22 protein-coding genes are annotated in these 21,955 nt (G+C 43.1%); 17 read left to right on the top strand and 5 right to left on the bottom strand.

Going from position 1 to position 21,955, the window contains the following annotated elements; genetic code table 11:
• Window positions 1–431: 431 nt before the first annotated feature.
• From ACIQYG_RS11580 to ACIQYG_RS11565, 4 genes are all read left to right on the top strand, one after another.
• Complete coding sequence (locus ACIQYG_RS11580; RefSeq protein WP_402838113.1) at window positions 432–1,817, top strand: GntP family permease; 1,386 nt, start codon at window positions 432–434, stop codon at window positions 1,815–1,817.
• 32 nt (window positions 1,818–1,849) lie between these two features.
• Window positions 1,850–2,545, top strand: coding sequence for a CoA transferase subunit A (locus ACIQYG_RS11575; protein WP_034309718.1), 696 nt, complete (start codon window positions 1,850–1,852; stop codon window positions 2,543–2,545).
• A 17-nt stretch (window positions 2,546–2,562) separates the two neighbouring features.
• Window positions 2,563–3,210 carry a 3-oxoacid CoA-transferase subunit B gene (locus tag ACIQYG_RS11570; RefSeq protein ID WP_402838111.1) on the top strand — a complete coding sequence of 216 codons (648 nt, stop codon included), beginning with the start codon at window positions 2,563–2,565 and terminating at the stop codon, window positions 3,208–3,210.
• 326 nt (window positions 3,211–3,536) lie between these two features.
• Window positions 3,537–4,454 (top strand): M15 family metallopeptidase, encoded by a 918-nt coding sequence (locus tag ACIQYG_RS11565; RefSeq protein ID WP_402838109.1) that lies wholly within the window; start codon window positions 3,537–3,539, stop codon window positions 4,452–4,454.
• Window positions 4,455–4,523: 69 nt separating this feature from the next.
• Here the strand turns inward: ACIQYG_RS11565 and ACIQYG_RS11560 are convergent, their stop codons facing one another.
• On the bottom strand, window positions 4,524–5,372 hold the full coding sequence (locus ACIQYG_RS11560) for an HAD-IIB family hydrolase (RefSeq protein WP_402838108.1): 849 nt from the start codon (window positions 5,370–5,372) through the stop codon (window positions 4,524–4,526).
• Between the two features lie 135 nt (window positions 5,373–5,507).
• Here ACIQYG_RS11560 and ACIQYG_RS11555 point away from each other — a divergent pair, with 135 nt between their 5' ends.
• The gene (locus ACIQYG_RS11555; protein WP_402838106.1) at window positions 5,508–6,497 is read left to right on the top strand and encodes a LacI family DNA-binding transcriptional regulator; all 990 of its coding nucleotides are present in this window, start codon (window positions 5,508–5,510) and stop codon (window positions 6,495–6,497) included.
• A gap of 159 nt (window positions 6,498–6,656) precedes the next feature.
• Here the strand turns inward: ACIQYG_RS11555 and ACIQYG_RS11550 are convergent, their stop codons facing one another.
• Window positions 6,657–7,166 (bottom strand): GNAT family N-acetyltransferase, encoded by a 510-nt coding sequence (locus tag ACIQYG_RS11550; RefSeq protein WP_402838104.1) that lies wholly within the window; start codon window positions 7,164–7,166, stop codon window positions 6,657–6,659.
• Window positions 7,167–7,327: 161 nt separating this feature from the next.
• Between ACIQYG_RS11550 and ACIQYG_RS11545 the strand changes: the two genes are divergently transcribed.
• The 11 genes from ACIQYG_RS11545 (at window position 7,328) to ACIQYG_RS11495 (ending at window position 18,887) form a co-directional block, all read left to right on the top strand.
• Window positions 7,328–8,809: a sigma-54 interaction domain-containing protein gene (locus ACIQYG_RS11545; RefSeq protein ID WP_402838102.1), complete on the top strand. Its 1,482-nt coding sequence runs from the start codon at window positions 7,328–7,330 to the stop codon at window positions 8,807–8,809.
• A 262-nt stretch (window positions 8,810–9,071) separates the two neighbouring features.
• Window positions 9,072–10,514, top strand: a complete 1,443-nt coding sequence (kamA, locus tag ACIQYG_RS11540; protein ID WP_402838480.1) for a lysine 2,3-aminomutase — start codon at window positions 9,072–9,074, stop codon at window positions 10,512–10,514.
• Window positions 10,515–10,516: 2 nt separating this feature from the next.
• Complete coding sequence (locus ACIQYG_RS11535; protein WP_402838100.1) at window positions 10,517–10,783, top strand: YokU family protein; 267 nt, start codon at window positions 10,517–10,519, stop codon at window positions 10,781–10,783.
• A 62-nt stretch (window positions 10,784–10,845) separates the two neighbouring features.
• Window positions 10,846–11,712, top strand: coding sequence for a putative beta-lysine N-acetyltransferase (gene ablB / locus ACIQYG_RS11530; RefSeq protein ID WP_402838098.1), 867 nt, complete (start codon window positions 10,846–10,848; stop codon window positions 11,710–11,712).
• A gap of 12 nt (window positions 11,713–11,724) precedes the next feature.
• Window positions 11,725–11,964, top strand: coding sequence for a ferredoxin (locus tag ACIQYG_RS11525; RefSeq protein ID WP_286128837.1), 240 nt, complete (start codon window positions 11,725–11,727; stop codon window positions 11,962–11,964).
• A gap of 45 nt (window positions 11,965–12,009) precedes the next feature.
• The gene (locus tag ACIQYG_RS11520; RefSeq protein ID WP_402838094.1) at window positions 12,010–13,377 is read left to right on the top strand and encodes an aspartate aminotransferase family protein; all 1,368 of its coding nucleotides are present in this window, start codon (window positions 12,010–12,012) and stop codon (window positions 13,375–13,377) included.
• A gap of 10 nt (window positions 13,378–13,387) precedes the next feature.
• Window positions 13,388–14,086, top strand: a complete 699-nt coding sequence (locus ACIQYG_RS11515; RefSeq protein ID WP_402838092.1) for a CoA transferase subunit A — start codon at window positions 13,388–13,390, stop codon at window positions 14,084–14,086.
• Entirely contained in the window at window positions 14,071–14,733 is a 663-nt protein-coding gene (locus ACIQYG_RS11510; protein WP_402838090.1) for a 3-oxoacid CoA-transferase subunit B, read from the top strand. Before ACIQYG_RS11515 ends, ACIQYG_RS11510 begins: the two co-directional genes overlap by 16 nt.
• A gap of 19 nt (window positions 14,734–14,752) precedes the next feature.
• Window positions 14,753–15,934, top strand: coding sequence for a thiolase family protein (locus ACIQYG_RS11505; RefSeq protein ID WP_402838089.1), 1,182 nt, complete (start codon window positions 14,753–14,755; stop codon window positions 15,932–15,934).
• Between the two features lie 11 nt (window positions 15,935–15,945).
• The gene (locus ACIQYG_RS11500; RefSeq protein ID WP_402838088.1) at window positions 15,946–17,271 is read left to right on the top strand and encodes a peptidase; all 1,326 of its coding nucleotides are present in this window, start codon (window positions 15,946–15,948) and stop codon (window positions 17,269–17,271) included.
• A gap of 122 nt (window positions 17,272–17,393) precedes the next feature.
• On the top strand, window positions 17,394–18,887 hold the full coding sequence (locus ACIQYG_RS11495; RefSeq protein WP_402838478.1) for an amino acid permease: 1,494 nt from the start codon (window positions 17,394–17,396) through the stop codon (window positions 18,885–18,887).
• Window positions 18,888–19,099: 212 nt separating this feature from the next.
• Here ACIQYG_RS11495 and ACIQYG_RS11490 read toward each other — a convergent pair whose 3' ends face one another.
• Both ACIQYG_RS11490 and ACIQYG_RS11485 read right to left on the bottom strand, forming a co-directional pair.
• Window positions 19,100–20,044: an SDR family NAD(P)-dependent oxidoreductase gene (locus ACIQYG_RS11490; protein WP_402838086.1), complete on the bottom strand. Its 945-nt coding sequence runs from the start codon at window positions 20,042–20,044 to the stop codon at window positions 19,100–19,102.
• 76 nt (window positions 20,045–20,120) lie between these two features.
• Window positions 20,121–20,636: a TetR/AcrR family transcriptional regulator gene (locus tag ACIQYG_RS11485; RefSeq protein ID WP_402838085.1), complete on the bottom strand. Its 516-nt coding sequence runs from the start codon at window positions 20,634–20,636 to the stop codon at window positions 20,121–20,123.
• Between the two features lie 180 nt (window positions 20,637–20,816).
• Here ACIQYG_RS11485 and ACIQYG_RS11480 point away from each other — a divergent pair, with 180 nt between their 5' ends.
• The gene (locus ACIQYG_RS11480; protein WP_402838083.1) at window positions 20,817–21,419 is read left to right on the top strand and encodes a DUF7010 family protein; all 603 of its coding nucleotides are present in this window, start codon (window positions 20,817–20,819) and stop codon (window positions 21,417–21,419) included.
• A gap of 44 nt (window positions 21,420–21,463) precedes the next feature.
• Here ACIQYG_RS11480 and ACIQYG_RS11475 read toward each other — a convergent pair whose 3' ends face one another.
• On the bottom strand, window positions 21,464–21,739 hold the full coding sequence (locus tag ACIQYG_RS11475) for a hypothetical protein (protein ID WP_402838081.1): 276 nt from the start codon (window positions 21,737–21,739) through the stop codon (window positions 21,464–21,466).
• Between the last annotated feature and the right edge of the window lie 216 nt (window positions 21,740–21,955).

Below are 21,955 nucleotides of genomic sequence, written 5' to 3'. Positions count from 1 at the left end.
AAACGAGAGCGAATGTAAATATTGTAAGAAAAGGCTTACACTTTTTTTGGGTTTATACTTGTGTGTACTGAAACCTTGACAGTTTTAAGGGATGTTAGGGAAAGAAAATGTTTGAAAAAGCTTTAAAAGATGAGATTTTCCCTTGTATTTAAGTTGGCACAATAATTGCATAATTACTTTAGTGAATGGTCTATCTGTCATTTTATATTGTGTTTCCACGTAAAATGAAAAGGGATTTCATAATCAACAGATTTTTGAAAGCGTTCTCAATATTTGGGAATCACTTAGGGAAATCATTCAGCTTGACTTGGGGAAGGCAGGCTTGGATGGTAAAAGCGGAAAAATTAAAAATGTGGAATTTAGGAGATTAATAGTTCTATTTAAGGGCTTCCGAATTATTTTGGGGCAAGGGGAGAAAAGGGGGAATTGAATTGGTGATTCAAATTTTGGCCATTGTGGTGGCGCTGGGACTTTTAATCTTTTTAGCCTACCGGGGCTATCCGGTCATTATCATAGCGCCGATTGTTACTTTATTGGCGGTCATTTTATCCGGTGGGCATTTGCTGCCGAGTTATACAGAGACATATATGACGTTTGCGGCTAACTATATAAAAGCGTTTTTTCCGATATTTTTATTAGGGGCCGTATTTGGAAAAGTCATGGAGATGAGCGGTGCAGCAGCATCCATTGCCAAGACCATCGTAAAATCATTAGGTTCAAAGCAGGCTATTCTTGCTGTAGTGCTGGCGTGCTCGGCGCTGACATACGGCGGGGTTTCATTGTTTGTAGTGGCATTCGCCGTTTATCCATTTGCAGCGGCAATTTTTCAAGAAGCAGACATTCCAAAAAGATTATTGCCAGGAACGATAGCATTGGGCGCTTTCACTTATACGATGGATGCCCTTCCTGGAACACCCCAGATTCAAAATATCATTCCAACCAATTATTTTGGAACAGATACTTATGCAGCTCCAATCATGGGGATTATTGGCGCGATCATGGTATTCACTGGAGGAATGATCTGGTTAGAGCGTCGTCGTAAACAAGCGGTGGCAAATGGTGAAGGCTACGGAGAAGGACATATTAATGAACCGGAAAGTGCAGAACAGCAAAACCTGCCTAACTTTTGGCTGTCCATCGTACCGCTCATCCTTGTCGTAGCGTTTAATTTTGCTTTCAGCCGCAGTGGCATTTCCGTTAAGCACTGGTATGATGCTTCGATGTTGAAGGAAACTTTCAACATTGCCGATGTAAGCACAGTCACTTCATCCTGGTCTTTGATTGTTGCATTGACAATCGGTATTATTGCAGCGATGCTTCTGAATGTTGGACGCATCAAGGTCAAATTGGCAAGTGGATTAACAGCTGCGGCAATGGGATCATTGCTTGCCATATTCAATACTGCATCTGAAGTCGGTTTTGGGAATGTGGTGAAAACGCTTCCTGGATTCTCGGTCATTCAAAACTGGGTGTTCAATGCAAGCGGTAATCCGCTCGTATCCGAAGCTATTGCCGTCAATGTGCTGGCAGGGATTACCGGATCTGCATCTGGTGGACTTTCGATTGCGCTAGAAGTGATGGGAAGTCACTATTTGCAGGTGGCCCAAAGTGTCGGAATCACCCCGGAAATGCTTCATCGAATAGCATCCATGGCATCTGGCGGAATGGATACGCTGCCGCATAATGGTGCCGTCATTACCTTGCTTGCCATTACTGGACTGACACATCGTCAATCTTACAAGGATATTTTTGCGATTACGATTTTAAAAACAGTGACCGTGTTCATCATAGCTTTTGCAACATCACTGTTTATTTAATAGAATAGTATTAAGAATGGAGATGATGGAAAATGAGTAAATTATTAACATCTTTTGATAGCGCTATTCAACAAATCGAGGATGGAGCAACCATTATCGTAGGCGGGTTCGGATTAAGCGGAATACCAGAAAAACTTATCATTGCATTGCGTAACAAAGGTGTAAAGGATTTGACGATTGTCAGCAACAATTGCGGTGTCGATGACTGGGGTCTAGGTCTATTGCTTGAAAATAAACAAATCAAGAAAATGATCGCTTCTTATGTTGGGGAAAATAAGTTATTTGAACAGCAATTTTTAAGTGGCGAGCTTGAGGTCGAGCTAGTTCCCCAAGGAACGCTGGCCGAGCGTTTAAGAGCGGGCGGAGCGGGAATTCCTGCCTTTTATACAGCTACAGGAGTAGGGACGGAAGTCGCAAAAGGTAAAGAACATAAAGAGTTTGATGGCCGCACATACATTATGGAAAAAGGAATAGTCGGAGATTTTGCCTTTGTAAAAGCCTGGAAAGCAGATCATTTCGGTAATCTTGTATATCGGAAAACGGCAAGGAATTTTAACCCTGTCGTTGCCACAGCAGGGAAAGTCACGCTTGTCGAAGTGGAGGAGCTTGTGGGCACAGGGGAGCTCGATCCAGATGAAATTCATACTTCAGGGGTTTATGTACAAAAAGTGCTTGTAGGGAATGACTATGAAAAACGAATTGAAAGACTTACAACTGCTAACGCATAAAAAGGAGGAGTATTCGAATGACTAGACAACTAATTTTAGAACGGGCCGTTAAAGAAATCAAAGATGGGATGTGTGTGAATTTAGGGATTGGAATGCCGACCTTGATTGCCAACATGATTCCAAATGACTTTAATGTCATGCTTCAATCGGAAAATGGCTTACTGGGAATCGGGCCTTATCCCCAAAAAGATGAAGTCGATCCGGATTTGATCAATGCAGGAAAAGAAACGGTAACGGCAAAAGCGGGAGCATCATTTTTTGATAGCGCTGAATCATTCGCGATGATTCGCGGCGGCCACATCGATCTAGCCATTTTAGGCGGGATGGAAGTTTCCGAGAATGGGGACTTGGCAAACTGGATGATTCCGGGAAAGATGGTAAAAGGGATGGGAGGAGCGATGGACCTCGTCCAAGGTGCAAAACGAATTGTTGTCATCATGGACCATGTGAACAAGCATGGGGAATCCAAAGTGAAAAAAAGCTGTACATTGCCATTGACGGGAGAAAAAGTCGTCCATTGCCTGATTACCGAACTGGCTGTTTTTCAGTTTACGGAAGCTGGCATGGAATTGATTGAATTGCAAAATGGCGTAACACTTGATGAAGTGAAAAGTAAAACAGAGGCTGACTTTACAATAAGCCCATCTATTGAAATTAAAGCGTAAGTTAAAGAGAGTAATAAAATAATACATTATAAGACTGCTTTCATTCGCAAACGGGCGAACGGAAGCAGTCTTATTTTTTTGGAGAAATTCCCTTTCTATGTGAAGGAACAACAAGCTTTTTCACCTCAGTTATCAATACTTGGCAGACATTTGGCAGACAGTCGGCGGAAAGGGAGCGGATTTCTGAAATCAACTAGAACGTTTGTTAAATAAATAACATTTTCCTTCTATTCTCTAATAAATGAGAACAAACTTTTCCAACTCTGCTACTTTTCCGTTAAAAAGGCTTATATAAAGTTTGATGGGAACTAAAAGGAGGGATTACAGTGAAAGTAGCATTACGAACATTATTGGAGAGATCAGTGAAAAAGATGGGCAAAGGGATGAATCCTGTTGTGAAGGCATCAGCATTGGAAATGGTGGAACGTGCATATAATGAAGGGATCACTGTACAGATAAGTGCAGGTTATCGCTCTATGGAAGAACAAGCCAACCTTTATGGTCAAGGACGAGTTTACAGCTACAATGGAATGAACTATAGTAATCTAGCTAAACCTATCGTGACGAACGCTAAGCCAGGGCAATCCTATCATAATTATGGACTGGCTATTGATTTCTTCATTGTGAGTGATGATGGCAGGAGAGCGATATGGAAAGTTGATTCAAAGTGGCAGCGCGTGTCTGCCATAGGTAAGGCTTTAGGATTTAAATGGGGCGGGGATTGGAGTTCATTCAAGGATTATCCCCACCTGGAGATGACAGGCGGGCTATCTTATAAACAGTTACAAGCAGGAAAAAAGCCTCAACTAACCCCCAAATTGGAAAAAATGGCAATGCCGAATACCAGCAAAGGAGATAATCTTATAATTTCGATTCAAGAAACATTAAATGGCCGATATGAAACGAATATCGAGGATGATGGGTTTTATGGTCCCGACACTCGAACGGCCCTTATAATAGGTTTACAAACGGAATTGAATAAGCAATTCAATAAAAAGCTTGATGTCGATGGAAAATGGGGGCCTAAAACGAAGAATGCAACCGTCATAATAAAAAAAGGAGCTAGCTGCAATATCACATGGATCCTGCAAGCAGCGCTATATATGAAAGGATTTGACCCCGGTCTCCTTGACGGAGTATTCGGGGAAAAAACCGAAACGGCATTATTCAAATACCAAAAAGCAAGCAAGATTCCCGCTGATAGGCTTGCAGGCAAAGTAACATGGAATGAATTGTTTGCTTGAAAGAAAATCCATACCGTAAAGCTGTGCAAGAGCCACCAACTACCTTTTCATCATTACTTATACTTCCCCTTAAATAGTAATGATCGATTGCAAGGTTCTTAATATTCCTTTAGAGTACGTACCTGTCGCTATCTTAGTATGAGCCTCCTTGGCTTCTTGAGTTGCATTCCCTACCAGGTAACCATGTTTGACACTTTTTAACATGAGCAGATCATTGCCGCTATCCCCGAATGCAAAGGCATGCTCCCGACTCAGCCCGAATTTGTCTAGCATAAAACGTACAATCTCATTTTTTCCAGTACCTAATGGGATAAAGTCTATATCATAACTATCTTCAGGATCGCCGGCAAGTGGATTGCAACGATTGATATTCACCCCTATCCTGTACTCTTTGGCCACCCTTTGGATGGTGGCTAAGTTCTTCTTGTCGACGGATTCATGTTGTATTTGATAATAATAATTTCTTTTGTAGCGTGAACTTCCCATTTGAGTCTGAGGAATCAATGGGATATTGCCGTTATGCAGAACCTTATAAATTTCATCGACTTTCCTTTTATTAAATTCTTCGATATTAATCTGTGAATGCCAATCGGGGTCCTTTTCCAAAAAATTATTTTCTGAGAAATAGGTGATTTCGGTACCTAAGTCGCTGGCAATAAAATGCGGGAAAAACCTGAACCCACCTCGTTCCATTTTATGTAATATTGATTCGATACTACTCCCAGTGACCCAGCCAAAGACAAGTTCTTCATCAATGCTTTTTGCCTCTAAATAATTTTCAAGTTCATATAAATCTTTCTGTCTCTCGAGACTCATGGAGTGAGGATAATAGGTTTCATCAAAATCACAGAATACAATGTATTTTGGGTCTTCAACATTTGGCAGTAACTTAAACCCGCCCTTTTTATTCAATAACATAACAACCCCTCCATTAGCTTCCATAACTTTTTAAAAATACAACTCAGAAAAATTTTGTTAATATATTAGGAACGGATTTATAATAACTTCTGAAATCGATAACATGTCAACCACTTATTACAAGGATGGGATTAAATGACGAGAATTAGCGAGATAGCCAAGATGTGTAATGTCTCTAAAACAACGGTATCTAGAGTCTTAAATAATCATCCATATGTATCAAAAGAAAAACGGGAACAAATCTTAAAGGTCATTGAAGAGCTTGATTATGCACCAAGTTCACTTGCCCGGAATTTCAGGGCAAATAAAACCAAAACCATTGCAATATCAGTCCCAAGATTCGATCATCCATTCTTTGCCCAATTAGTTAAAGGAGTATCTCTAGCAGCATTGGAAAATGATTATAAAGTTCTTATTTTTCAAACCTTTTATGATTCGAAAAATGAATTAGATGTTATGGGGAAATTAAAGAATAGAGAAGTAGATGGGGTTATTTTAGGAGCGTTAGAAAATGAATGGAATGTAATAAAGCCTTATTTGAAATACGGCCCAATTTTACTGTGTAATGAATACCATCATTCCGCCTCCATACCAATTATTGGTTATGATGAATTCGAAGCGACATACAAAGCCGTTAATCATTTAATAAAAAAAGGCCATAGGAAGATAGGTTTTTGCTACGACACTACTTATAGTCAGGCCCAGGGTCAAAGAAAAGAGGGGTTTTTAAAAGCTTTAGCGGATAATAATTTACTACATAATGAAGACTGGATATTTGGACATGGATTTAATATTGAAGATGGATTCCGTATTTGTGATGAAATAATAAAATTAAAAGAAAAACCTACTGCCTTATTTACTGGAAATGATCAGGTAGCAGCAGGAATTATTAAAAAGGCAACTATGTTGGGCTATAAAATACCGGAATGCCTAGCTATAGTTGGTTATGATAATCAATCTATTTGCCAAGTCACGACCCCCACCATAACCACAATCGATATACCGATTATGGAACTAGGACAACGCACTGTAATAGAATTGATAAAATATTTAAATGATGATTTGAAAGTAAAGCGCGACGTCATTAAATTGCCTACCAAACTTAAAATCAGAGAATCAACCTAACCTTCATAAAGATATAATAACTTCTCGGTTCCAGTTATATGAATATTGACGGATGGGACGTCCTACCCCGGGAATAATTCGACTTTCCCGGGAAATAATTCACCTAAACCCAACATAATTCGACCCGAGAATAATCCTTCCGCTATCCATCTAAAGTATTCATTCAAGTTCCAGGCACCAATCATTGCATTGCATAAAGCTCCCTGGCGGGTATTCGAATTCACATTCGGAGATGAGATTGAAGCCGAGCTTGCGGCAAATTGCGTTTGATGCAGGATTACTGATCGAAGGGAATGCGTGAATGTTTTTGTATTTTCGTTCGGCTTTGATTTTCTCTATCAGTGCCATCACGGCATGAGATGCGATTCCTTTTCCTTGAAAGGAAGGGAGGACGCTCCAACCGATTTCGTACACAAATTCATCGTTCCATACTTTTTGCCAGTAGCCAACGGAACCGGCTGCCTTTGCCTCTGGAAACGGGTTGATGCTAAACATGCATCCTTTATCTCCAATCTGCAGATACCGCTGATGACGTTTCAGGATTTGTTCATTACTTTCTGGTCCGCCTAGATGCTCCATCATTTCTGGGGCATTTAGTTGAAGTAGTAATTCAAGGTCTTTATCTTCCCACGGTTTAATTTCTAATCTATTTCCCGAAATCTGACTCACCCCTAAATTTTATTTTTCTTATATAATCTTCTTGGCTAAATGCTAGATTCCTTTATTTGACCTCATTATTCTATTGCCTTTGTGTTGAAGTTTGATTTTAATAAGAATAAAGAGATGAATGTTTCCCATTAAATGCTATAATTTACAGGTGATTCTATCAAATGACAGAGAACGGAGATGAAGAAATGAAATCTTCAGTAAATCAGTTTTCCACTCAATTTGAATGGATATTGAATGTGATCAATGTGGGTGTCCATATTGTGAATAAAGATGGGGATACGGTTTTTTACAATGAAATGATGGCGCATATCGACGGGCTGGATCGGGAGCAGGTGCTGGGGGAGAATATTTTTCAGCTTTATCCTTCATTGACTGATGAATCCAGTACGCTGCATGTGGCATTGGAAAAAGGCAATGAAACGATTGAGTCCATTCAAACATATGTCAATTTAAAGGAGAAAAAAATAACGTCGATCAATAGTACGTATCCTTTGTATGAGGATGGTGAAATTATTGGGGCAGTGGAAATCGCAAAGGATATTACGAAGGTCATGAATATGTATGATCAAATTGTCGATTTGCGTTCCCAGCTGGCCGAGACCCATAAGAAAAATAAGTTCTCTGAAGGCACGGCGACCTATCATTTTAGTGATTTGATCGGCAATAGCCCCGCTTTTCAGCAAGCGATTTCATTGGCGAAAAAAGCGGCCCGTACACATTCCCCAGTCATGATATATGGACCAACAGGGACGGGGAAAGAGCTGGTCGCGCAAAGTATACATAATGTAAGTGCTCAGCGAAATCAGCCATTCATCGCGCAAAACTGTGCGGCCGTTCCAAAGGAATTGATGGAGGGGCTGCTGTTCGGCACGACGAAAGGGGCTTTTACCGGAGCTATGGATCGCATGGGCATTTTTGAGCAGGCAAATGGCGGTACCCTTTTCCTTGATGAGCTGAATAGCCTCGACCTCGGTCTGCAGGCAAAATTGCTGCGGGTGCTTCAGGAGGGTGAGGTGCGCCGTGTTGGAGGTTCGAAGGAGCAAAAGATTAATGTGAAGATCATTGCTGCGATGAACATTTCTCCAGAAGAGGCGTTGGAGCGGGGAATCATTCGTTCGGATTTATTTTTTCGCCTCAATGTCGTGACGATCCAAATGCCTTCTCTTTCTGAGCGCAAAACGGATATTCCGGAAATCGTCAATCACTTTATTCAAAAATTCAACAAATCATTTTTTACGGAAGTGCGCGGAATCAGTCAAAAGGCGATGCAGCGGCTTCTTCAATATCCATGGCCCGGGAACATTCGTGAACTGGGACATGCCATCGAGTTAACCTTCAATGTCATGGACGCTGGGGAGGATATGATTGATGAACATCATCTTCCTGCTTATCTTTTCCCTTCAGGAAATTACGCTGCAGCTAATGCGCAGAGCCAGCCTTCCCCATTGAAAAACAAGATTGATTTACCTGTCGTTCTTGAAGAAATGGAAAAGGAAATGATCATCAATATGTTCGAGAAGTATAACGGGAATATCAGCAAAACGGCAGAAGCCCTCAATATTAAAAGACAGGGACTGCAATATAAGTTAAACAAGTACGGCATTGAAAAAGTTTATACGGCAGGATCGAAGGGATCCAAGTGATTTCAGTTTTTTGGAAACGCTGTCACTCTCTTGATCATGATGTAACTTGAAGAGGGCTCTTTTGTAAAGAGAGCCTCTTTTTTTTATTGCTTGGCGCAAAGAATCTGGCTGCAAAAAATTATGCATAATGAAAAATATCTTGCGATTTTAAGCTCGATTTACCCCCTTTTGCTTATATTTCCCTTGTTATTAATGTTGGCATCATTCTTGCGAGAGTATATTGATAAGTTCTTATAATAAGGGGGCATTATAAATGAATTTAATGGGAATTGATGTAAAACATAAAGAATACCTAGGTGGACGCAGGCATTATAATGATATCGAATTGTGGAAGGATGTAACGGAAGAGCAGTGGAATGATTGGATCTGGCAATTGACCAATACGATTAAAACACTGGATGATCTGAAAAAGGTCGTCAACCTGACACCGGACGAAGAGGAAGGAGTCCGGATTTCGACTCAAACGATTCCGTTGAACATTACGCCTTATTATGCTTCTTTGATGAATCCCGATGATCCTCGCTGTCCGATTCGTTTACAGTCTGTACCGCTTTCGGCAGAAATGAACAAGACTAGATATGATTTGGAGGATCCGCTGCATGAGGACGAGGATTCCCCTGTTCCAGGATTGACGCATCGTTATCCGGACCGTGTTCTATTCCTTGTAACGAACCAATGCTCCATGTACTGCAGATATTGTACGCGACGCCGTTTTTCAGGTCAGGTTGGCATGGGTGTTCCCAAGAAGCAGCTTGACGGGGCGATTGAATATATCCGGAACACTCCGGAAGTGAGGGACGTCCTGATCTCCGGCGGTGACGGCCTGTTGATCAATGATAAGATCCTTGAATACGTATTGAGTAACTTACGCGCCATCCCGCATGTGGAAATCATCAGGATCGGCACACGTGCACCGGTCGTTTTCCCGCAGAGGATTACGGAAAATTTATGTAATATTCTGAAAAAATATCATCCGGTTTGGTTGAATACGCATTTCAATCATTCACTTGAATTGACGGATGAAGCGAAAAAGGCATGTGATATGCTCTCGATGGCAGGAGTGCCGCTTGGTAATCAGGCAGTCATCCTGGCTGGTATCAACGATAGTGTCCATATCATGAAAAAGCTTATGCATGACTGTGTAAAAGCAAGGGTAAGACCTTATTACATTTATCAATGTGATCTATCTGAAGGCATTGGCCATTTCCGGGCGCCGGTTTCAAAAGGACTGGAAATCATTGAAGCGCTGCGCGGCCATACATCAGGATATGCAGTGCCAACCTTTGTGGTGGATGCTCCTGGCGGTGGCGGAAAGATAGCCTTGACCCCGAATTACCTTCTTTCGCAAAGTCCGGATAAAGTCGTTTTACGGAACTTTGAAGGAGTAATCACAAGCTATCCGGAGCCGAAGAATTATGTTGCCGGCAGTGCGGATGCTTACTTTGATGAAGTGTATGGTACTGCGGATAGGAAAGAAGCCGTCGGGATTTCCGCGCTCATGACTGACGAGAAATTCAACTTGGTTCCAGAGGGCCTTCGTCGTCTTGATAAGAGAAAAGCGTATGAAAGCACTGAGGAACATGCTTCCTTGAAGGATCGCCGTGATAAACGGGATGAAATGAAGGAAAAATTAAGGTTAGCCCAAGAAAAAAAGAATGCCTTGGCCGCTAGTGGCTCGGTGAAATCTGATGGTAAGGAGGAGTGAAGATGGACTGCTTGTGGTGCAATGCCCCAAATGTAGAAGAAAGTGAAAAGAAGGATTGTTACTGGATCATGCCTGACGGGAAACGGTCAATAAAAGTCCTTCAAGTTCCAGCCATAAACTGTCCTGAATGTGGAATCTATGTATCTGATTCGATGAATCAAAAGGTGGATGAAGCCTTATCCATATATGATGTTAGTGAATATCCTGATGAATTCACGTATGATCAGCTTCTTCAGGCACCTGTCAAAAAATTATTCAATTGGAAATAGAATGCCGGGAGAAGCGGATGATATGCATCTCTTCTCCCGAATTCTTTAAATAAGGGGGATACATGATGCCTGTTCAAAAGCTGCCTTTTTTCACCCAAATGGAGACCGGGGATTGTTATACGATGGAACTCTATCATGATCATGCCAATCAGCGCTTACGCATGGATGATTATCGGGGAAGTATCAAAAAAGCGATCGATCGGGCCCTTGCCATCGCAAAGGAGCAGGGCTTTACAAAAGTGATACTAAAAGCCAGGAATGAAGATTTATCAGCGGCGTTAAGTAAAGGATTCATGCTGGAAGGAATATTGAGCAAGTATTTCAAGGGGAATGACGCCTATTGCATGGCCTTCTATTTAACGGATGAAAGGCGGACAAGCGACTTTTGGGTCAAGGAAGATAAAGTCATCCAAGATGTAAGCAGGGTTTCTAGACCGATTGAATCCCAGCAAATACCTGAAGGTTATATCCTCCGGTCTGCTTCGGAGAAAGATGCACAAGAGCTGGCGAAGTTATATGGTGCCATTTTTGAAACCTATCCTACACCGATGAATGATGAGCGATATATCAAGAAAGTGATGGAGGAAGGGACGATCTTTAGTGTTATCGAATATGAAGGAACCATCGTGAGTGCTGCATCCGCTGAAGTGAATGAGATGTATCACAATGCTGAAATAACGGACTGTGCAACAATTCCCCAGCATCGAAAGCATGGTTTCATGAAGGTGCTCATCTCCGCATTGGAACAAGAATTGTTCAGGAAAAATATTTATTGCTCTTATTCATTGGCCCGTTCATTGTCAATGGGCATGAACGCCGTCTTTCATCAGCTGGGATATGAATATGGGGGCAGATTAACGAAGAATTGCAATATTTGGGATAAGTATGAGGACATGAATATTTGGGGTAAAGATTTATCCCTCAAGTAGGAGGATTTTTCTATGGCTAAATACACATGGGTTGATAAAGAAACCTGCATTGCGTGCGGGGCGTGCGGTTCAACAGGTCCTGAGATTTATGACTATGACGATCAAGGGATCGCTTTCGTCATCCTGGACGATAATCAGGGGATTGCCGAAGTTCCTGAAATCCTGCATGATGACATGCAAGATGCCATGGAAGGCTGCCCTACGGAATCTATCCTGATTCAGGATGAGCCGTTTAGTCTTTTAAAAACGTAATAGATTAATAGATAATGTGTACGAACGTTAAAAAGGAGAGATGAAATGGAACGAAATCATTTGATTAAGCCTACTTTAGATCAGGACTATCCCACTATCTCTCATGGGAATGGAATTTATCTTTATGATACAGATGGAAAACAGTATATAGACGGCTCATCAGGTGCAGTCACGGCAAGTATTGGACATGGTGTATTGGATATTGTCGAGGCGATGACGGAGCAGGCCCGCAAGGTTTCTTTTGCATATAGGTCTCATTTTACGAGCGGAGCCGCAGAGGCATTGGCCAAAAAGCTAAGTGAGCTGGCTCCAGGGGATTTGAATTGGTCATTTTTTGTGAACAGTGGATCTGAAGCGACCGAAACGGCAATGAAGATCGCGATTCAACATTGGCAAGAAAAAGGGTTCGAGCGAAAAAATCGCATAATCTCCAGGTGGACGAGTTATCACGGGATCACGATGGGCGCTTTATCGATGTCAGGCCATGTACCAAGAAGAAAACGTTTTGTGCCGCTATTGGAGGATTTTCCTAGCATATCTGCTCCCTACTGCTATCGCTGTCCTCATAATAATGAAACATCAGGATGCAAGCTTAAGTGTGCAGATGAACTGGAGACAGCCATTCAAAGGGTCGGATCCGAGAATATCGCAGCCTTCATCGCAGAACCGATAATCGGGGCATCCGCTGGTGCTGTAACACCGCCGGATGGCTACTATCAAAGGATTAAGGAAATCTGCGAAACCTATGACATTCTTTTTATCGCCGATGAGGTAATGACGGGAATCGGCCGGACAGGAAAAATGTTCGCAATGGAACACTGGGGAGTCACCCCGGATATCATCGCATTGGGTAAAGGAATGAGCGCCGGGTATACTCCAATCGCTGCCACGATGATTACTGACCGTGTCATGGAGCCCATTTTAAAAGGCTCGAAATCTATCATGGCCGGACACACATATAGTGCAAACCCTCTATCGGCAGCCGTTTCATTGGAAGTGCTTTCCTACATTGAGCGCAATAACCTGGTTCGGGCAGCGGAAGAGAAAGGTCAATATCTGTTTAAGAAACTGCAAGGGTTGGCTAAAGAATTCGACATCATCGGTGATGTGAGGGGGAAAGGGCTTCTCCTTGGACTTGAGTTTGTCTCAGATCGGGTATCAAAAACGCCATTCGACTTGCAAATCGGCCTGACTCCAAGGCTTGTCAACAAGGCTTTTGCGAAGGGGTTGATAATCTATCCTGCTGCAGGTGCGATTGAAGGAATCGCTGGTGATGCGGTTATCATATCTCCGCCATTAATCATTACGAATGAAGAAATCGATCGCCTCGTCAAGATACTGGAAGCTTCCCTCGAAGAGTTACAGCAAGAATTGCACGCGGAAGGCTTGATTGAAGACATGCAGGCTATTTAGGAGGAACGGTATGAAGCAGGTCATTACGAAGAAAAACAAAATTGTGACCATGGAAGAAGCGCTGGAGCATATTTCCGATGGATGCACACTCATGTATGGAGGATTTGGCGGAGTGGGGACTCCTCCGACGCTTGTACAGGGCATCCTTGACAAGGGCGTTAAGGAATTGACCTTGATTGGCAATGATACTGGATTCCCTGATATCGGCATTGGCCGGCTTGTGACTGCTGAAAGGGCAAAGAAAGTGATTGCCTCGCATATCGGATCCAATCCTAATGCCGGCACGCTCATGACTGAAGGAAAGCTCCAAGTAGAATTTTCACCGCAGGGGACATTAGCCGAACGGATTCGTGCCGGCGGTGTAGGCTTAGGCGGGATTTTTGTCGATGTCGGGATTGGTACGATAGCCGAAGAAGGCAAGGACAAGATTGTGATAGAAGGAAAAGAATATTTGGTGGAAACCGCTTTGACGGCTGAAGTAAGCATCGTCCATGCCAAAAAGGCCGATTCACTGGGGAATTTAGTGTACGACAAGACTGCATGTAATTTCAATCCGCTGGTAGCGATGGCAGGGGCCTTCACGATTGCGGAAGTGGAGGAAATCGTTCCTGCAGGCGAATTGGATCCGGAATGTATTGCCACACCAGGCATTTATGTAGATATGGTGATTCCGACAAAAGGGGTGAATTGGAAATGGGCATGGCAGTAGATGTACGAAATCGCATCGCGAAACGCGCCGCCAAGGAAATCCATGACGGATTGATCGTCAACTTAGGCATCGGCATCCCTACCTTGGTGGCGGATCATATTCCTCAAGATATCCATGTGCTGTTCCATGCGGAAAACGGTGTTCTCGGTACAGGGCCAAGTCCTGATCCCGGAAAAGAAGATCCTGCCCTCTGTAATGCGGGAGGTTTCCCGATCACCACTGTAATGGGAGCTTCTTACTTTGACAGTGCAACGGCATTTGGGATGATCAGGAAAGGATACATCGACATCACCATCCTTGGGGCCCTGGAAGTTAGTGAAAAAGGGGATTTGGCAAATTGGATCGTCCCAGGAAAGCGGGTGCCGGGTATGGGCGGTGCAATGGAGCTAGCCCAGAAAGCCAAAAAGGTGATCGTCCTGATGAATCACGTGAATAAGCAGGGTGAATCAAAGATCTTGAAGACATGTACGCTTCCATTGACGGCAAGAAAGAGTGTGGATTTAATCATTACGGATATGGCTGTCATGGAAGTAACAGAAGAGGGATTGGTGCTTAAGGAAGTCATGGCGCCATATACCGTGGATGATGTGATAAGGAATACAGAGGCATCATTGAAAATCCATGCTGCCGTCAGCACCATTGAATAGGCAAGAGGAGGAAAAAAGCTTGAATGAGGTTGTCATCGTTGCTGGGGCGCGAACTGCAGTTGGATCCTTTGGAAAATCACTCAGGAATGTTAAAGCTACCGAATTGGGCCGTCAAGTATTGGAAGGTTTAATGGAGAATTCCGGTTTGGGTAAAGAAAAAGTCAATGAAGTGATTTTCGGACACGGCTATGTCCACGGAGGCGGACTTAACTCGGCACGAATTTCGTCGCAGCTGGCATGTTTCCCACACAGTGTCCCAGGACACGTTGTAATCAAAGCATGTGGATCAGGTTTAAAGGCCATTACCAACGCCGCTTTAACTATCGCTGCTGGTCAAGAAGACGTCATTATTGCCGGCGGAGTGGAGAGCATGAGCAATGTGCCTTATATCGTGAAAAATAGATGGGGCGGTAAATTTGGAAACTTAACGATGGAGGATGCTCTGCTGGCAGATGGATTAATATGTTCCTTGGAAAATGATCATATGGGAATCACTGCCGAGCGCTTGGCTGAAAAATATGGTATCCGTCGTGAAGAACAGGATAAATTTGCTTATCAAAGCCACAAGAAGGCTTGGAAAGCTATAGAAGAGGGTCGCTTTAATAGAGAAATTATTTCGCTTAAAATCAAGGATCGAAAAGGACTTCAAATCTTCAACCATGACGAAGGGGTACGCGAGGACATTCGTCTAGATCAACTAGCCAGTCTTCAGGCAGTATTCAAAAATGAAGGAACCATTACGGCAGGAAATGCCTGTCCTATGAATGATGGGGCTGCAGCTGTACTTTTAATGTCCAAGCAGCAAGCAGAAGAAAAGGGATTAAAACCGCTCTTGAAAATAAAGGCTTTTGCCAGTGCAGGAGTTGAACCTGGAGTTATGGGGATTGGACCAGTACCCGCTACTCGAAAGGCATTGGAAAAAGCAGGTCTATCGTTAGGGGATATCGGACTGATTGAACTTAATGAAGCCTTTGCTGCCCAAGCACTTGCAGTGATCAAGGAGTTAGATTTGAATCCGGATATTGTCAATGTCAATGGGGGGGCAATTGCACTTGGTCACCCTGTAGGAGCAACAGGTGCAAAATTGACAGTCACACTGATGCATGAAATGTTGCGTTCACAAGTTAAGTACGGAATGGTAACGTTGTGTATGGCAGGCGGAATGGGACTTTCAGTAATCTATGAGAATATGTGTAATTAAGGAGGATAAATGTGCCGGATATAAAAAAACGGATAAACCAATGGATCAAGGATCATCGGGAAGAAGGAACGAACCTATTGCAAAAAATGGTACAAGCCCCGAGTACACAAGGAAATGAAGCAGGAGCACAGGCCATCGTCGCCCAAAAGCTGCAGGAAATGGGTTTGCAGATCGATAGTTGGGAACCTGACGGCGGCGAGCTGAAAAAGCACTCTTATTTCTATTCTCCGCGCAGTGAATTCTCCAACAGCCCCAATGTGGTGGGTATCATGAAAGGGACTGGAGGCGGACGTTCCATCATCTTGAACGGACACATCGATGTGGTACCGGACGGAGACCGAGATCAGTGGGACGACGACCCATATAGCGGAGCGATTAAGAATGGAAGGATGTTTGGACGCGGCGTAACCGATATGAAGGGTGGAAATGTTTCGCTGATCCTTGCGATGCAGGCATTGAAGGAAAATGGCATCCAATTAAAAGGAGATGTCATTTTTCAAAGTGTGATTGAAGAAGAAAGCGGCGGGGCCGGAACATTAGCGGCTGTCCTGAGGGGATATAAAGCCGATGCCGCCCTGATCCCTGAACCGACGAACATGAGGATCTTCCCGAAACAGCAGGGTTCGATGTGGTTCCGAATCCATGTTAAAGGACGGTCAGCCCATGGCGGAACAAGGTATGAAGGCGTTAGTGCGATTGAAAAAACCATGACCGTCATCAATCATATTCGTGCCTTGGAAGAAAAGCGAAATGCACGTATCAGTGATCCGCTTTATCAGAACACGCCTATTCCGATTCCAATCAATCTAGGCGTCATTGAAGGCGGTAATTGGCCGTCATCCGTTCCCGACCTTGTGAAAGTCGAAGGAAGGATGGGCGTTGCGCCGGAGGAAACGATGGAGCAGGCGAAGGACGAAATGGCTTCCTGGTTATTGCAGCTTGAGGAAGCGGACCAATGGTTCAAGGAAAACCCGCCCGTATTGGAATGGTTCGGGGCCCGCTGGGTTCCAGGAGCAATTGATGTAGAGCATGAACTGATGAATGCGCTTGTTCATCAATATCGGCAAGTTGCCGGACAGGACCCGGTCATTGAAGCCTCCCCTTGGGGAACGGACGGGGGATTGCTGACACATGTCGGTGAAACGCCAGCAATCGTTTTCGGGCCGGGAGTAACCGAGGTTGCCCACTATCCAAATGAATACATCCTGCTCGACAACGTGTTCTCGACAGCCGAGATCATTGCCCTTACTTTAATTCAATGGTGTGGAATGGAGACTGAGCAGGATGGGATCACCCAATCCGGGAATAGGGAAACGATACCAGGGAATGGCAATTAAACTGGATAGACATCCCAGCAAGTCAAGCGATCTATTAAGTCATTCATAAAGCGGTTGTTTAAAAACTCTTTTATTCTTGAACTTTTAACTTTAAAAGAAAATGAGGTAGGAACCTTATGGACATGAATCTCATTGATAATCAAGAACCGACAGTTAAAAGGAATCCCATTGATAATCAAGAACCGACAGTTAAAAGGCAACTGAAAGCAAGGCATATGACCATGATTGCCATCGGCGGTTCAATAGGAACCGGATTATTCCTGGCGAGCGGGGCAACCATCCAGAGTGCAGGGCCCGGTGGTGCCCTCGCTGCCTATGCCTGCATTGGAATCATGGTTTATTTCCTGATGACGAGCTTAGGGGAAATGGCGACCTATATGCCTGTATCGGGATCCTTTTCCACCTATGCCACACGCTTTGTTGACCCCGCATTCGGCTTTGCACTTGGCTGGAATTATTGGTTTAACTGGGCAGTCACCCTTGCCGTGGAAATAGCTGCAGCAGCCATCATCATGAAATTCTGGCTCCCTGATGTACCCAGCCTTATATGGAGTGCCATATTTCTTGGAATCGTCTTCACCCTCAACGCCCTATCCATTAAAAGCTATGGTGAATCTGAATATTGGTTTGCACTAATAAAAGTCATTGCCATCATTTGCTTCATCGTTATTGGTTTATTGACCATATTGGGGATTTTTGGCGGAAAGGTGATCGGATTTGAAAACTTCACCATGGATGAGGCACCATTCAAGGGAGGATTTTTATCGATCATCTCAATCTTTCTAATCGCAGGATTTTCTTTTCAAGGCACGGAGCTGGTTGGTATTGCTGCCGGGGAAAGTGAAGAACCCGAAAAAAATGTTCCCAATGCGATCCGCCAAGTATTTTGGCGCATCCTATTATTTTACATCGGGGCGATCCTGATACTCGGCCTCTTAATACCGTATACGAGTCCAAGCTTGTTGAACGGAGATGTCGAAAATATTTCTGTAAGCCCTTTCACCCTTGTCTTTGAACGGGCAGGACTGGCATTCGCGGCATCCGTCATGAATGCGGTCGTGTTAACATCCTTACTATCCGCCGGGAACTCCGGGCTATATGCATCAACACGGATGTTATGGTCGATGGCAAAGGATCATCAAGCTCCAAAATTCCTGGCCAAAGTCAACCGCAGGGGGATCCCGATGAATGCCTTGATCATGACATCCTTAATTGGGGGACTCGCCTTCTTGACCTCCATTTTCGGGGACCATGTATTCACATGGCTATTGAATGCATCCGGGCTGACTGGCTTCATCGCCTGGATTGGAATCGCCATAAGCCATTATCGCTTTAGACGTGCCTATGTTGCACAAGGTGGTGACGTAAACGAATTGAAATATAAAGCAAAATGGTTTCCATTCGGTCCGATTCTTTCATTCACCCTGTGCATGCTCGTCATAGCAGGACAGAATTATGAAGCATTCCTAAGCGGCAGCATCGACTGGTATAGCGTCGCTGTCTCTTACATCGGATTACCGGTATTCCTGGTGATCTGGTTAGGATACAAGATTTATCACAAGACCAAATTAATAGCATTAAAAGATTGTCAATTCGATAAATCAGATGTGGCCTGATATCAATGGAAAAAACCTGAGCTCCCCTTTGGGACTCAGGTTTTTTTATGAAGATTTGTATCGAAATCCAGTTATATCTCCGAAAATAGGAATATATCTCCGAAAATCCAGTTATATCTCCGAAAATAGGAATATATCTCCGAAAATCCAGTTATATCTCCGAAAATAGGAATATATCTCCGAAAATCCAATTATATCGACGAAAGCGGCTATTATCTCATTAAAGTTCGCATTGTTTCTTCCATTCCTTCTTTGTATGGAGTTTTAGGTATGGGGCCGATGCGTTTTTCATATTTTTCTCCATCCAGGATGAATCCTTCTTTGGTTAAATACATGATTTCCACTACTTCTTTCATGAAAGGGTTGAACAAGCCAAGTATCTGAATGATGTTTTTTGTAAGGGGAAGGACCATCTTTTTCTGTCCCGTTACCTGACGGGCAATTTGGATGATTTCGTTTCCGGAAATCAGACCAGCTCCAGGAATGTTCCAATTTTCTCCATAGGAGTCGTCTTTTTCTGCTATTTCCACGATCATTTTTGCTGCGTCCGGTAAGTAGACATATTCTCTTGGTGTTTTTAAGTCCCCGATAAAGACGGACGTTTTATTGGCAGCTAGGCCATTCAAGGTAGGCTGAAGGTAGGAGTTCTGTGAGGTAGCGCCATAATAGTCGGGCAGCCTGACAATCAATGCTCTGGCATTTTTCCATTTTTGGCTGAATATGAGCTTCTCGAATTCCAACCTGATTTGCCCTTTTTTTGTATGCGGCTGTTTTGGATGGTTTTCATCTCCTTTCGCAATTTGGTGCCCATAGATATATATCCCATCTACAATGACAACCTTCTTACCTAAAATATCGGTTGCCTTCATGACACTTTCCCCAAGTGAAAGAAGTTTTGAAGCCATCTCCTGATAGGGAACGTTGGCACATTGAAAAATGACTTCCGCATCTTCTGCCGCCTCTACAATTGTTTTATAATCAAAGATGTCACCCATTCTGTATGATAATTGTTGCGAATGATCATGCTCTTTCATTAATTGCTCCAACTTAATTCTGGAACGCCCGAAAGCGATGACTTCTGTGCCCCTTGATAACAATTCTGAAACAATGACTTGACCTGATCCTCCGGTTGCTCCCAACACAATAGCTTTCTTCATATCTTACATCCCCTTTTAATTTATTGATCAATCACTAAATGAATATTCAAAATAAGGAACCGATGAAAATCGGTTCTTACTTGCCCCCGCCATCCATAAGCTCGGGCATCTTGATGAAGTGGGAAATATTGCAGAGTATCCCCCTCGCCAGGAAGGTGGTCACTTGGTCTTCGGCATTCGGAATTCCGGCAGATTGAAATTTTTCAAGTGTGTGATTCCTAATGCTTGCTAACCCTGATCGAGTAGAATTTCTTATTGCGTCTTCCGTCACTGAAAGTCCTATGACCTGCAGGGCAATTTCATTGGGATTGGACTCAGTCAATTCTTCATATACCTTGATCATTTTGTTAACAAGGTCCTCGGGTCCTGATTCAATTTCAAAAGCTTGAAGGATCCTTTCGTATGCCCGGTCAAGAGCCGCTACGAATAACTCTTCTTTAGTTTTAAAGAATTTAAACACATAAGGCTGGGAAATGCCGGCTTTTTCTGCAATTAAGGCAGTCGTTGTATTGTAATAGCCTTTATCTGCAAAAACCTCCAAACCAGCTTCCAGAATGTCATCTTTTCGATTCTCTTTTTTGGGTCTGGCCATCGGTATCCTCCATATTTTAATTAATTAGTGATTAATCAATCACTAATTAATGACATAATATCGCAGCATGGTAATTTTTGCAATAAGGTATTTAAATCATTTTTTTGCAGCTGAATAATTGGGGAGGGTCTGCAATACTATTATTCTATGTACGATAATACTGTGGATGAAAGGAAACTGATGATGAAAGAGGCGTTTCGCGGTTCTGGAATTGGAGTCATTTTCATGGCGGTCTTCGGTACACTGTGGGCGGGTACCGGTGTAATGGGATTGCAGGGGTGGGGGTTTCCCTACGTGGAACTCGCAGCCATATTCGTAGGAATCATCATGGTTATCAGTGGCATCTCATTAATACATGCATCGCAAAAAATGTCCAATCAAGTTTCAGAAAATGGGGCTAGGCGTCTGAAGCGTATCGGATTTTTGTTTAATATGGTCTTCATTGCCGAAGGTTTGTTGATTGGGATTGCCATTGCCATCTGTAACTTGATCAATCAGACAAATCTTATACCGGGAGTCATCGCCATTATTGTAGGGATTCATTTTTTACCTTTGGCGTCACTTTTCCAAATCAAGGTTTACTATGCAACAGGAGTGCTTCTCTGTTTATTGGCACTTATCACATGGCTGATTGTGCCAGACACGGTCATGTTTGGGGAGCATCGAATCCTTGCACCGTTATCATTGCTCGGCTTTGGATGCGCGCTAATACTTTGGACCACTGGACTTACGCTATGGCTTGGAATAAAGAATTCAAGTCGAACGATAGCCTATGAAGATTGAATCAATCAAAAAACCCGTCATGGCGAACGGGTTTTTCATTTTGGCTAATTTTTCATCCAGGTCAAGAGCCTGACAATTTGAAATGGTTCATTCCAAACGAGAATGAAACTTAAAAGAAAAAATGCAGCCACAGCCAAAAATTTCGACATTCCTTTTTCATTTTTATACATAGCCCCAAAACTGCATAACATACCAATAAGCAACGCACCGAATCCTGAAATCATAAGCAGCTCGGAGGCTTTTGGTGAAGCAAGGGAACAGCAAAATGATAGAGTACCAATCACTGCAAATACGATTGACCAATGACTTAAACTTTTCATAGAAACTCCTTTTTTACTAATTATACCAATTTAGTGTTTGTGATGATATGAAAAAATTGAGGTTGTCACTTATGGGAATATATTGTAATATATATAACAATATAAAATTTTAGAAGCATTGATAAGGACATGAATCATTTTTACGGTCTGCAGAGAGGGAAGGGCAGCTGCGAACTTCCTGGCTTAGGAAACTGATTTACCGCCTTTGAGCTATAT

Source organism: Peribacillus sp. NPDC096622 (assembly GCF_044762665.1).
Lineage (GTDB): Bacteria > Bacillota > Bacilli > Bacillales > DSM-1321 > Peribacillus > Peribacillus frigoritolerans_B.
The sequence above is the reverse complement of the archived record's forward strand: the minus strand, read 5'-3'. Positions and strand labels throughout refer to the sequence as shown.